General features: G+C 34.6%; 13 protein-coding genes. 10 read left to right on the top strand and 3 right to left on the bottom strand.

Going from position 1 to position 13,781, the window contains the following annotated elements; all coding sequences use genetic code 11:
• The 8 genes from QLQ94_RS15075 to QLQ94_RS15040 all read left to right on the top strand — a co-directional run bounded on the left by QLQ94_RS15075 (position 1) and on the right by QLQ94_RS15040 (position 9,848).
• Positions 1-3,345: a SusC/RagA family TonB-linked outer membrane protein gene (locus tag QLQ94_RS15075; RefSeq protein WP_271338467.1), complete on the top strand. Its 3,345-nt coding sequence runs from the start codon at positions 1-3 to the stop codon at positions 3,343-3,345.
• An 11-nt stretch (positions 3,346-3,356) separates the two neighbouring features.
• A complete protein-coding gene (locus QLQ94_RS15070; protein ID WP_271338466.1) occupies positions 3,357-4,676 on the top strand; it encodes a RagB/SusD family nutrient uptake outer membrane protein in 1,320 nt (439 codons plus the stop codon).
• Between the two features lie 59 nt (positions 4,677-4,735).
• The gene (locus QLQ94_RS15065) at positions 4,736-5,494 is read left to right on the top strand and encodes a LytR/AlgR family response regulator transcription factor (protein ID WP_427402949.1); all 759 of its coding nucleotides are present in this window, start codon (positions 4,736-4,738) and stop codon (positions 5,492-5,494) included.
• Between the two features lie 413 nt (positions 5,495-5,907).
• Complete coding sequence (gene kaiC / locus QLQ94_RS15060; RefSeq protein WP_271338464.1) at positions 5,908-7,584, top strand: circadian clock protein KaiC; 1,677 nt, start codon at positions 5,908-5,910, stop codon at positions 7,582-7,584.
• A gap of 1 nt (position 7,585) precedes the next feature.
• A complete protein-coding gene (locus QLQ94_RS15055) occupies positions 7,586-7,882 on the top strand; it encodes a circadian clock KaiB family protein (protein WP_072953993.1) in 297 nt (98 codons plus the stop codon).
• Between the two features lie 4 nt (positions 7,883-7,886).
• A complete protein-coding gene (locus tag QLQ94_RS15050) occupies positions 7,887-8,186 on the top strand; it encodes a circadian clock KaiB family protein (RefSeq protein WP_271338463.1) in 300 nt (99 codons plus the stop codon).
• A 1-nt stretch (position 8,187) separates the two neighbouring features.
• Positions 8,188-9,444 (top strand): sensor histidine kinase, encoded by a 1,257-nt coding sequence (locus QLQ94_RS15045; protein WP_271338462.1) that lies wholly within the window; start codon positions 8,188-8,190, stop codon positions 9,442-9,444.
• Between the two features lie 2 nt (positions 9,445-9,446).
• Positions 9,447-9,848, top strand: coding sequence for a response regulator (locus tag QLQ94_RS15040; protein ID WP_271338461.1), 402 nt, complete (start codon positions 9,447-9,449; stop codon positions 9,846-9,848).
• 82 nt (positions 9,849-9,930) lie between these two features.
• Here the strand turns inward: QLQ94_RS15040 and QLQ94_RS15035 are convergent, their stop codons facing one another.
• Complete coding sequence (locus QLQ94_RS15035; RefSeq protein WP_271338460.1) at positions 9,931-10,944, bottom strand: zinc-binding alcohol dehydrogenase family protein; 1,014 nt, start codon at positions 10,942-10,944, stop codon at positions 9,931-9,933.
• Positions 10,945-11,096: 152 nt separating this feature from the next.
• Positions 11,097-11,975, bottom strand: coding sequence for an NmrA family NAD(P)-binding protein (locus tag QLQ94_RS15030; RefSeq protein ID WP_271338459.1), 879 nt, complete (start codon positions 11,973-11,975; stop codon positions 11,097-11,099).
• A gap of 82 nt (positions 11,976-12,057) precedes the next feature.
• Between QLQ94_RS15030 and QLQ94_RS15025 the strand changes: the two genes are divergently transcribed.
• Both QLQ94_RS15025 and QLQ94_RS15020 read left to right on the top strand, forming a co-directional pair.
• Complete coding sequence (locus QLQ94_RS15025; protein ID WP_271338458.1) at positions 12,058-12,426, top strand: winged helix-turn-helix transcriptional regulator; 369 nt, start codon at positions 12,058-12,060, stop codon at positions 12,424-12,426.
• A 133-nt stretch (positions 12,427-12,559) separates the two neighbouring features.
• Positions 12,560-13,201, top strand: coding sequence for an FMN-dependent NADH-azoreductase (locus tag QLQ94_RS15020; protein WP_271338457.1), 642 nt, complete (start codon positions 12,560-12,562; stop codon positions 13,199-13,201).
• A gap of 65 nt (positions 13,202-13,266) precedes the next feature.
• Here the strand turns inward: QLQ94_RS15020 and QLQ94_RS15015 are convergent, their stop codons facing one another.
• Complete coding sequence (locus tag QLQ94_RS15015; RefSeq protein WP_271338456.1) at positions 13,267-13,704, bottom strand: GNAT family N-acetyltransferase; 438 nt, start codon at positions 13,702-13,704, stop codon at positions 13,267-13,269.
• Between the last annotated feature and the right edge of the window lie 77 nt (positions 13,705-13,781).

Raw genomic sequence — 13,781 nt, 5'->3', positions numbered from 1 at the left:
ATGAAGAATTTATTTTACATGCTGAGTTTCCTACTTACCCTATCCGGGTTTGCGCAGGAAAGGACTATTAAAGGAAGGGTACTTGATGCCAAAGACGGACTGCCGATACCGGGAGTTACTATTTCTGTAGAAAACAGTTCCGTATCAAACAACACAGAACAAAAAGGAATTATTACAAGTGCAAGCTTAGGTACCGTAAGTGATTTTGACGGGGCATTTGAGCTTAAAATCAACAGTAACATCAAGAGTTTAAGAGTAACCTATATGGGATACCAACCTTATACAATTGATATTACAGACAAAAACCAATACAATATTTCTTTAAAATCAGATGTTAGCGAACTAAAAGAAATCGTAGTAACGGGTTACCAAAAAATCGAAAAAAGAAAACTGACATCAGCTGTTGCAAAAGTTGAAATGGCAGATATCAAACAAGCGGGTGTGGCGAGTTTAGATCAAATGTTAATTGGTCAGGTTGCTGGTGTTGCCGTAACACAACAAACGGGAGCTCCGGGAACAATCTCAAAAATCAGAATTCGTGGTACTGCATCACTTTCTGGTGCTCAGGATCCGTTATGGGTTTTAGATGGTTTGCCTCTTGAAGGAAATGATGTTCCTCAAAATTACGACAAAGATAATATCGATGTTTTAAACAATTTTTCTATTGCAGGCTTAAATCCTGAAGATATTAAAGATATTACCATACTAAAAGATGCTGCTGCAACTGCCATTTATGGGGCAAGAGCTGCAAACGGGGTTATTGTGGTAACAACAAAAAAAGGAAAGAAAGGAAGTATGAAAGTAGATTTGAATGTGAATACTTTCGTAACTCAAAAACCTGATTTTTCTAAATTAAACCTTATGGATGCTTCTCAAAAAGTAGATTTTGAACTTTCACTGGCTTCAAGAGAAGATTTGACTTACAGAGACGGTAATGGAGAAATTTCCCGTATTCTTAATCAGGCTAATGAATTAGGAGCCTATAGATCGGGAGGTTTTTCGTCTCTAAGTCCAACAACGCAAAACTCTATTAATGCTTTAAGAAACAACAATACCAACTGGGGTGATTTATTGTATAGAAGTGCGATCAACAAACAATATACATTAAGTTTATCCGGTGGTGGAGAAAAATCAGATTACTATTTCTCTTTAGGTGCTTACAATGAAGAAGGTGCTACGATAGGAACTGGTTTTGACCGATACAACCTTACCTTAAAAAACAATTTTGATGTAACGGATAAATTGCATGTTGGCGTTGGAATTTTTGGTACCCAAAGCAAGAAATCATCTTACATTACAGATTCAGACACTTTTACAAATCCTGCTAATTACTCCAGAAACGTAAACCCATATCTAACTCCGTTAAAAGCTGACGGAAGTTATAATTATGATAAAGATATGACTGGATATGGAAATGGAAGTGTGTATATTCCTTTTAATTACTTAGAAGAAAGAGAAAATACCAACTATGAATTAACTACAAGATCTATAAAAGCATTACTTGATGTTGATTACAATATTACGAAAGGCTTAAAAGCAAGTACGCAAATTGGTTTACAGTTTGATAACAATGCTTCTGAAAAATATGCCGGTAAAGACACTTATTTTACAAGAAAAGAAAGAGAAAAATCAAGTGTATTTGTAAACGGAGCTGATACTTATTTCCTTCCTGTTGGCGGAATTATTCAAAATTCAAACACAGACTTTTTTCAGTACAACTGGAAAACGATGGTAAACTACAGCACTACTCTTGGCGGAAAACATGAGATAGAAGTTATGGTGGGTAATGAATTAAGAAAAAACAAAAGTACTGCTATCAATACAAAAGGTTTTGGTTTCGATCCTAAAACATTGACTACAACACAAATCATTTTCCCAAATGCAAATTATGCCAATAATGCAAACTGGAGAACTTATTTGAAAAATGAAAATGAAAATGCATTTGCATCCTTTTTTGCAACAGCATCCTATACCTATGACAGAAAATATACTTTCTTTGGAAGTGTTCGTTACGACGGTTCAGATTTATTTGGTGTAGACCCTAAATACAAATACTTGCCATTATGGGCTGTTTCCGGTTCATGGGCAGTATCTGAAGAAAATTTCTTAAAAGGCAGTGAAGTAATTTCTAATTTAAGATTACGTGCATCTTACGGTTTACAAGGAAATATTGACAAAAATACTTCTCCGTATGTAGTTGGAATCAACAATACAACAGTTATTTTACCGGGACAATCAGAACCTGTTATTACTATAACTTCTCCTCCAAATGATAAATTAAGATGGGAAAAGACAGCGAATACCAACTTTGGGATGGATCTTGGTTTATTCAACAATCGTATTAGCATTGTAACTGATGTTTACGGAAGAAAAAGTACCGATTTAATTGGTTTACAATCGCTTCCTGTTGAAAACGGATTTGAGTTTACAAACGCTAACTGGGCGCAGGTAACCAATAAAGGATACGAGATTTCTTTGTCTACACGAAACATTGATCGTCCGAACTTTAAGTGGAATAGTACAATTAATTTTGCTCATAATAAAAGCAATGTCGATCGTATCCAAACAAGATCTAACACTTATTTACCATCAAGACAAGGATTACCTGTTAATGCAGTATTTGCATTAAAAACTGCAGGAATTGATGAAAACGGTTACCCTCTATTTGTAAATAAAAAAGGAGAAACTGTAAACACACAAACCCTTTTTGGTCTTTTTGACCCTTATGCAGATTTCTTCCCGGGAGTTTTATCTCAGTCGAAACTTACAGATGAAGAAACAAGAGATTTGTTTAGTTATGTAGGAGATGCAGATCCTAAATTTACCGGTGGTTTTATCAATACTTTCAAAATTCATAATTTTGATCTTACTATTGCCACTACTTTCAATCTTAAGCAAACTGTTGTAGAAAAACCTAATTTTAATGGTACAGCTTTAGATCGTGGTCAAAACTATACTACAGATGTTCTTAATGCCTGGTCGCCTACTAATACAGGTTCAAATATACCCGGAATCAACGGTGAAACTTCAGGAACAGGAGATTCCTGGATGGCTTACCAATGGTTTTCTCCAGGAGGAGCGCCACTTAATGTTTACAATTATTTAGATACCTGGGTTCATGAAATGAGCTATATGCGTTTGAGCAGTGTTCGTTTGGGATATTCATTGCCTAAAAAAGCAACAAAAACGTTGTATATGGATAACGTTAGATTTAGTATCGAAGGTAGAAACTTATTCGTAATCAGCTCTGATTACAAAGGTTACTTTGACCCTGAAACGTACGGAAATATCTATGCACAACCAATCCCAAGATCAATATCTTTAGGATGTAACCTAACTTTTTAATCTGATTTAAAATGAAAAATATATTAAAATACGTATTCTTTGCCGGCGTAGCCATTACTACTGTAAGCTGTGATCATTATCTTGATGTTGAGCCTGTAGGTAAAGTAATTCCGGAAACCTTAACTGATTACAGAGCAGTAATCACAACCGGCTATTCTATAACTGCTATTCATAAAGCATTATCTGCTATCAGGGCAGACGAATTAATTTTAGATGAATTTAATGATAATGCCACTTTCTACAGAGACCATTATATCTGGAAAGATGCCAATCCTGATAAAACTACAAACAGTTTTCCTTATGCGGCTTTGTACAACAGAATTTTCTATACGAATGTGATCATCAATGATGCGAGCGTAAAATTAGCGCCTTCTGCAGAGAAAGATCAGCTAATTGGAGAAGCATATGCACTAAGAGCCTTAACTTATTTTGACTTACTGAACATCTTCAGTAAACCTTTTAATGCTGCAACAGCTGCAACAGACAGAGGTGTTCCGTTGGCTCTAAAAATAGATTTAGAACAAGCTTATATTCCTCAAAGTGTCGCTGTTATTTACGATCAGATTTTATCTGATAATGAAGAGGCCCGAAAATTATTGAATTTAGACACTCAGACAGCAGGTATAAACTACCGTTTTTCTAAGGCTGCATTATATGCTATGGAATCTCGTATTTTTCTTTACAGAAAAGAATGGGCCAAAGCCATTGAAGCTGCAGATAAAGCAATGACTTATAAAAGTGCTTTAATCAACCTGAACACTACAGCTGCTTTACCGAACCTTTACAACGGACCGGAATCTATATTAGCGCTGGAGGATCCTTTTATCAATCTTTTAAAAGGTACGTCATATGCTTCGCCAACCTTAACAGGTGCTTATGATAAAACAAACGACTTACGTTTTGCTTTGTATTATCAGGCAAGCGGAAGCAGGTTCAGGTTTAGAAAAGGTGGTGATATTGCTCAAAAATGCACTTTTAGAACATCAGAATTATACTTGACAAAAGCAGAAGCATCGGCACAATTAAACGATCTTCCAACGGCAAGAACAACTGTAATCGCTTTTATCAAAAACAGATATACTGCTACCGCTTTTAACGCATTAAGTACATCGATTGCTGCCATGACACAAACTCAGATTCTTGATTTTATAGCTCAGGAAAGACAACGTGAGTTTGCTGTAGAAGGTCACCGCTGGTTTGATTTGCGAAGAACTACTCAAAAACAAATCATACATACATTTGCCGGTCAAAATTATACACTAATAGAAAATGATCCGCGTTATACGCTTCCATTTCCTCTGGATGCCCGTTTAAATAATCCTGAATTGTAATAAAATTAGCTCCGTTTTTAACGGAGCTTTTTTTTTAACTTTACAGAAAATTAAACGTAATGAAAATAGTTATTATTGAAGACGAACATTTGGCTTCAAGCTATCTCAAATCCATTTTAGAACAGCAAAGTATCATTTCGATCAGCGAAATAACGGTAGTAAAATCTGTAAAAGATGCCGTTGCTTTTTTTAAAGTAAATACTGTTGATCTTGCCTTTATGGATATTCATTTAGGAGATGGCAAAAGTCTTGACATTTTTGAGCAGGCACCTGTTTCATGTCCCGTTATTTTTATTACCGCTTATGACTCTTATGCCGTAAAAGTGTTCAAACATTTTACTATAGATTATCTTCTAAAACCTTACGAAGAAGACGAATTACACGAAGCTTTACTCAAATACAAAAACATCAAAGAAACGTTTAACACCAATTTAATTGTTGAATCTTTGGTCGAAATTGAAAATCAAAGCACAGTCCAGCATCACTTTTTGGTGAATCACAGAGATAAGCTAATTTCTATAAACGATACCTCTATTTCCTATTTTTACGCCACGGGCAAACATATGTTTATCTACACCAATTCCGGCAGTAGTTATTTGTACAATAGCAATCTCAAGGATCTTATTGGTAAACTTAATCCTGTAATTTTCTTTAAAATAAATCGAAAATACATCATCAATCGCCATCATATTCAGGAAATTATCAAACATTCCAGCCAGAAAATAGAAATCCTTTTAAATGTTGCCGTTCCTGATACAGAACCAATTATTCTAAGCAAAAAAGAAATCAACAATTTCAAGAACTGGCTGGACTCTTAATACTTTGCGCTTCCTTTTATTTAAAATACATAGAAAAAAAGCTACAGATAAAAAACCGCAGTAATCTCTTTATCATTCGTTAAAGCAGCAACCTGATTTTTGCCTTTTCTCAAGAAAGCAAACTTTATACAGACTTTGTTTATTTATCTGCGTAATCTTCTCATTCTGACAAAGAAAGAAACCTCCAAAAGATTATTTGCAATACAAAAATGAGCACTTAAAAATATTGGTCATAAAATACAATAAAATATTTTTTCTACAATTTTACTATTATTTTACATTATTCCCATGTTTTACCGTAAAGCGTTTTTGATATGTTTGAATTATTACTAAACAGCTGTTAAATCTTTAATAAATATTAATTGTTAATATTCTAGGAAAACGTATATTTGAGTCAATAGAATTTAAATATCGTGCAAGAACAAACAAAATCACATAGTTTTATATTTCCCAAAACTCCTACAGGAGTTGACGGCCTTGATGAGATTACTGATGGTGGATTCCCTCAAGGGCGACCAACTTTAATCTGCGGTGGTGCCGGCTGCGGAAAAACATTGTTATCCATGCAATTCCTTATTAAAGGTATTACAGAATATAACGAACCCGGAGTTTTCATGTCTTTTGAAGAACCTTCGGATGATCTTACTTTAAATGTAAAATCACTTGGTTTCGATCTGGAGCAGCTCAAAGCTGATAAAAAGCTCGTAGTCGATCATGTCAGGGTTGAAAGATCTGAGATTGAAGAAGCCGGCGAATATGATCTTGATGGTTTGTTCATCAGGTTGGGACATGCCATAGATTCAATAAAAGCGAAACGTGTTGTACTTGATACCATAGAATCACTTTTTGCAGGACTCGACAATCAGGCGATTCTCAGGGCAGAATTACGCAGATTATTTCATTGGCTCAAAACCAAAGGTGTAACAGCGATTATTACAGGAGAACGCGGCGAAGCTACTTTAACACGTCAGGGATTAGAAGAATATGTTTCTGATTGTGTCATTGTGCTGGATCATCGTGTAATCGAGCAGGTTTCTACAAGAAGACTTCGTATTGTAAAATACAGAGGATCAACACATGGTACAAACGAATATCCGTTTCTTATTGATGAAGACGGTATTTCGGTACTTCCTATTACTTCTTTAAAACTAAACAACGAAGTTTCTTCAGATATTGTTCCTACGGGATTATCGGGATTAAATGAAATGTTTGAGGGTGGAGGTTTTTATCGCGGAAGCAATATATTGGTTTCAGGAACGGCTGGTACGGCTAAAACAACTTTGGCATGTTATTTTGCCAGTCAACAATGCGAGAACAACGAAAAAACAATCTATTTTGCTTTTGAGGAATCGCCACAACAATTGGTTCGTAATATGAAATCAATAGGTGTCGACCTTCAAAAACATATTGATAATGGTAATTTGCTAATTCATTCATCACGACCTTCTTTAAATGGTCTTGAACTGCATTTGCTTACACTTAGAAAATTTATTAAGGAATTTAAACCTACTACGATTATTATAGATCCTATTAGTAATTTAATTTCTGTAGGAAGCGAACATGAAGTACGCTCAATGCTGGTAAGGCTTATAGACATGCTGAAAGCGAATAATATTACAGCACTTTTTACCTCGTTAAACAAACAAACGGATAATTTCAGGCCTGATCTTGCCGAAGAGTCTGTGTCATCATTAGTAGATACCTGGATTACCGTACGGGATATGGAGGGAATTGGCGAAAGAAACCGCGGGATTTTTATTGTAAAATCCAGAGGAATGGGACATTCTAACCAGGTAAGGGAATTTGTTATTACAAACAACGGTATAGAATTGCTTGATGTAGAATTAGGACCACAAGGAATACTTACGGGTGCCGCCAGAAAATCTCATCAGTTCAAGAAAACAATCTCGGATATTAAACTTCAAAATGAGATTAATAGAAAAGACAGAGAAATTGAGCGTAAACGCCGTGTTCTGGAAGCCAATATTGAGGCACTCAAAAATGAATTTGAATCTGCCGAAGAAGAGTTAAGTATCCTTAAAGCAACAGAAGAATTGCAGGAAAAACTAACTTCTAAAAAAACAAAATAAAATGAAAAAAGAAGTTGTAGCAGAGTGGCAATTAAGACTTTATATAGCGGGTCAAACCCCCAAGTCTATTACTGCGCTTGAAAATATAAAAAAATACGCCGAGGAACATCTGAAAGGGATTTACAGCATTGAAATTGTCGATTTGCTAAAAAATCCTCAATTGGCAGAAGGCGATCAGATATTTGCTGTACCTACATTGGTGAGAAAATTTCCTGAACCTATTCGCAAAATTATTGGCGATCTTTCTAATGAAGAAAGAGTACTTGTGGGGCTTAATATCAAACCCTTAAACTCTTAAAAAAATGGATATTTCATCTGATGAAACAAGTACAACCAAACATAAGTTTATGCTTTTTGTTTCGGGTATGTCTGTAAAATCAGGGCATGCAATCGAAAATCTACGCAAGATATGCGATAAATATCTCGAAAATAACTACGAACTAGAAATTATTGATATCAGTCGCGATAGCGAACAGGCCGTAATTCATCAAATTGTAGCAATCCCTACATTGATCAAAGTAAATCCTGCACCAAGAAGAATTATCTTAGGTGATCTGTCAGACAAAGAAAAGGTATTGAGAATATTAAATATAAGAGAATAATTTGCAGGACAACAATACAAATATCGAATTCTTATTAGCCGAAATAGCATCATTAAAGGAAAAACTTTATGAATCTAATAGTATTGTCAATGCTATAAAAGACGGGGATGTCGATGCATTAGTAGTAAATAATAACGGAGTTCCGCAGCTGTACTCACTAGAAACTGCTGACTATACTTTTAGACTTCTCATTGAGAAATTCAGACAAGGTGCCTTGAGTATTTCAAGAAATGGGCTCATACTCTATTGCAATGATTATTTTTCTAAACTAGTAGGGATTCCATCCGAGAAAATAATTGGTAACTATCTCTACGAATACTTTAATAATGCAGAACATTTTGTTCCTGTCATTGAAGCGCTAAAATATGGAGTTGCTACACATGAGATTCTTTTTAATACTGAGGATGAAAACAAAACTTTTCCCGCCTATATTTCCCTCACAGACCTTGAACCTGCCGTTCAGGGAATAGGTATCATCATTACGGACCTTACAGAGAAGAAAAAACATGAAGACGCCTTAATAAAACATCAAAAAGATCTCGAGGAAAAAATCAACGAATTAAACAAAACGAATGCTAATCTCGAAGAATTTATTCATGTGATATCGCACGATCTGAAAGAACCATTAAGAAAAATCGTAATGTACAATGGCAGAATAGATGCTGCTCATCTTTCAGAGGCAGATAATAAGTCAATGAATGTCATGAAAGTATCTGCATTGCGGCTCAACTCACTTGTTGATGATTTGGTAAAATATTCATCTCATACCGCACAGGAAGAACGTACCGAAGTCAATTTAGTTGAAATAATCTCTGAAGTAACCGATGATTTGGAAATTATAATTAATGACAAAAAAGCCAGGATACAAATTGGTCAATTGCCTACAATATATGCCTCTAAAGTACAAATGCGTCAACTTTTTTCTAATCTTATTTCAAATGCCATAAAATATAGCAAAACAGATTTTTCTCCACTTATTCAGATTTCCCAAATCGACAATGCTGAATCTAAAATTCCAAACCAAACAGAGCAATTCATAAAAATTCAGATAAAAGACAATGGTATTGGAATGGAAACAACCCATCTTATCAAAATTTTTACTATATTTCAGAGATTGCACGCCAAAAATGAATATTCCGGAAACGGAATTGGTCTTGCAATTTGCAAAAAAATCATGGAAAATCATTCAGGAAATATTACTGTTGAAAGTAAACCGAATGAAGGCACCATCTTTAACCTTTTTTTCCCACTCTCATAAAAATGCAAAACTTAAACAATTTACATATTCTTATTGCCGAAGACGACAGTGATGATGCAGACATTATTTTTGAAGCTTTTACTAAAAATACTAATTTCGAAAAAGTAAACCTTGTCACCAATGGTGAAGAACTTTTGAATTACTTAAAAAATTCTTCAAACAAAATTCCGGACGTCATCCTGACTGATATCAACATGCCTATCGTAGATGGTATCGAAGCACTACAGGAAATCCTGAATACTACTGAACTAAAAAAAATACCCTGCTTTGTTTATTCAACAAGCATCAATCCTGTCTATAAAGAAAAATGTGATTTGCTTGGTATAAAAGCATACCTCATTAAACCATATTCGATAGAAGGTTTTGATGAAATTCCTAAAAGTATCCTTTCATTGATTGAATAAATATAAAAGAAAAAAAATAGCTTCCTGATAAAAAATCAAGAAGCTATTTTACATTACAGAACAGCTTAATACACTATATTATTTAATATTTAATCGCAATTTTTCCAATTGTTTTACCCGATTCCAATAATTTGTGTGCTTTCTTGAAATTATCCGCTGTTAGTCCCGTAAGAGTTTCATTAAGCGTTGATTTTATAGTTCCATTATCCAGCAGATCAGCTATTTTATTCAGGATATTGTGTTGTTCCTGCATATCTTCCGTTTCAAACATAGAACGAGTGTACATTAACTCCCATGAAAATGAGACACTTTTGTTTTTTAATTTATTCAGGGCAACAGGATCATTACTTCCTGTAATCGAAGCGATATGACCTTGCGGCTTAATCAACTCGACCATGATATCCCAATATGAATTAGTATCTACAAAATCTAAAATAAAATCTACATATTGAAATCCCGCTTCGTGAACCGAAGCTATTAAATCTTTATGGTTTACCACAAAATCAGCACCTTGTTCTTTGCACCATGCAATAGTTTCCGGTCTTGATGCCGTTGCAATAACCGTTAAACCAGCAATTTTTTTAGCCAGTTGAATCGCAATCGAACCTACTCCGCCGGCACCACCTATTATTAAAATAGATTTTCCCTTATCTTTCTCAGGATTTATTCTAATACGGTCAAACAATATTTCCCACGCTGTTACACCAGTCAAAGGCATAACAACAGCTTCTTCAATGCTCAGTGATTTTGGTTTTCTACCCACAATTCGTTCATCAATAATCTGATATTCGGCATTGCTTCCTTGTCTCGTTATATCACCCGCATAAAATACTTCATCGCCAATATTAAATAAAGAAACTTTTTCTCCAATTGCTTCCACAATACCAACAGCATCCCAACCAATAATTTTAGGCGTTTCTAATACCGTATCTTTTGCACTATTCTGGCGTATTTTAAAATCAACCGGATTCACGGATACAGCACTAATTTTTACTAATAAATCTCGTGCTCCCGGAATTGGTTTTGGAGTTTCAAATTCTATAAAACTCTCTTTTTCAGTTATGGGTAATGATGTTTTAAATCCTATAGCTTTCATCTTTATATTTTTTAAATTGTAATAGTATTACAAAGATAATAGCATACTGAATTCTAAGAATGGTATAACTTGATAGTATATTTGTACATGTTTATCAAAATTTATTTTTGTTAAAAAAAAGCTGATCCTAAAATCAGCTCTCCTTATATGACTTAAAATTTTACAGCAAATTCTTTTGCAAAATCCTCCAACTTAATCTTTCCGTCAATAGCAATTTTATTACTTAAAAAATCTTCCTGAATTTTTCCACTTCTTAAACCTGAACCCATTTCTGCATATAACTCAGCCATTTCTAATGGCAAACCCGCTTCCTTCATTCCAACAAGAGCTTGTTCATCTGTAAATTCAATCCACGGCAATTCAGGTTTACCAATTGCAAGACCCAAAGTTTGAGCCACATCGTTTGGGGTGCGAACATCGCTAACAATATATCTAATATTGATACCTGATTCGATTTTTTGTAATTCTTCAGCAACGGCAATTGCAATATCCTCCGGATGTACAAACGGAATTTTTGTTGTCGCTCCATAATTCGATCCAATAATTCCCGCTCCTTTAATCATAGGAACATCATTATACAAATTAGTATAGAAAAATCCGGCGCGCAAAAAAGTTAGTGACACGTTTTCTAGTGTTTTGTATATTTTTTCGATATTGTGAAGCCCTGCAATGGGACCATTTCCGTGTGATAAGTCAGCACCAATACTGCTCAGCATCACAACGCGCTTTACTCCTGTTTCTTTAATTGCTGTAGCAAAAGCCTGTCCGGCAGCCGTAGTATTGGCAATAATATTAACTCTTCCCATATTTGGCGGTGTCATGGCAAAAACCGCATCAGCATCTACAAACGTATTTTTAAGAAATTTTGCATCGCTTACAGATCCTATTGCCGCTTTTGCTCCTAAATTTTCAATAGCTTCAACTCTGTCATTATTACTCGTAATTACAGTTACTTCGTGCCCTGCAGCAACTAATTTTGTGGTTAAAGGTTTTCCTATATTTCCTAATGAACCTGAAATTGTAATTTTCATATCTAAATTATTTTTTTATTATCTGTAACAAAGGTATATTTGTACTTACTTTTATACAAGTACTTACCCTAAAGTATGCACAATGACAGCAATTAAAGAATCGTCGACAATTCAGGAAAATAAGCAATATGCCTTAGAAAAATGTCCTGTAACGTATGTAATGGAGAAAATAGGTGGCTATTGGAAACCCATTATTATTTATCATCTTTCGAGCGGGGCTTTGCGTTACAGCGAACTAAAAAGGGCAATTCCTGCCGTAACCGAAAAAATGCTCATTCAGCATTTAAAACAGTTAGAAGCTGATAATCTTGTCATTAGAGAAGCAAAACCTGTTGTGCCGCCTTTCGTAACTTACAGACTCAGCGATTCAGGAAATGGTTTAATGCCTGTTATTGAAGCTATGGCAAGTTGGGCTTTTAAGGATAAAGACAATGGTTTTCAAAAACATTAATTCTTTATGGTACCATAAAAAGCAATGGTTATAATTGAATTAATTCCTGCTGAATCTGGGCTGTGGTTTTTATCAAAATTGGTATAGAAAATGAGTCCATGACAACAATACTTTTGTATAAAAATTTATCAAAATGAAGAAAGTATTAGTCCTGAATTCAAGTGCAAGAAAGCTTAACTCTAAAAGCAGAAAACTTACAGAGGTATTTACAGATCATTGGAAAAACATCCATAATAATCCCGTTATTCATTATCGTGATTTAGCGGATAGCCAAGTTCCTCACATTGATGAAGCATGGATAGCCGCAGCTTTTAAGCCGAAAGCTTCAAGATCTCCAGAAGAAATAGAAGCATTAACAACAAGCAATACTTACATCGCAGAGTTACAGGAAGCTGATGTTATTGTAATTGGTGCGCCCATGTACAATTGGTCAATACCAAGTACATTCAAAGCTTATATAGATCAAATTTTAAGGGTTAACGAAACCTGGAAACTTAATCCGGATAATTTTGAGAATCCATATTTTGGTTTACTCAAAAACAAAACGTTGTTTCTTTTACTTTCAAGAGGTGCGCAGGGTTATGAAAAAGGAGAATACAATGAACATATGAATTTTCAGAGCAATTATCTAAAAACCGTTTTCAATATTATAGGCGTTACCAATATTCATGTGGTTGCGGTAAACGGAGAAAGCTTTGATCCCGAAAAATATCAGGAATCTATAAAATCTTCACATCAGGCAATAAAAGACCTGATCGAAAAGGAATTAAATTAATTTTATAAAACATAAAAAAGTCTTCTGTTCGAAGACTTTTTATGTTTTAAGCGTTTTAAAAACTTCTATTTTAATCGCTTTGTCAAGTGAACGGCAACCAATTCAAATCCGTTTTTCAGATATACTTTTTGCGCTGTATTGTTAGTAAAAGCCGTGTCAAGCACAACAGCATCCTTATGCAATAAAAGGGCAATTTCTTTGACATGATCTAATAATTGAGTAGCAAAACCTTTGCCTCTGTACAATTCAAGCGTACATAAATCGTCTATGTAAATAATGTTTCCGCTATGCAAGGACGTCATTTTGCGATATCCTGCAAAAGCGACAACCTTATTATTGTCGATAATTCCGGCGATGCTATACTTTTCATTTTGCATCATTTCGGCAATAGTAGCATTCCATTTATTTTTATCCAAATGTGGTCTTAGCAAAAAAGCAACATCCCAGCATTGCTCAATTTCTAATTCGGTTTCAATTTTTTTGATTTCATAAACAGTTTCCATAATTCTTTTTTTTTCAAAATTATGATATTCACCAGTAGTCAAAACGACCCAATTTTAAAATCAATAGTAGTCCAGAA

The organism is Flavobacterium sp. B114r (assembly GCF_056824125.1).
This window is presented reverse-complemented; position numbering and strand designations above follow the sequence as displayed.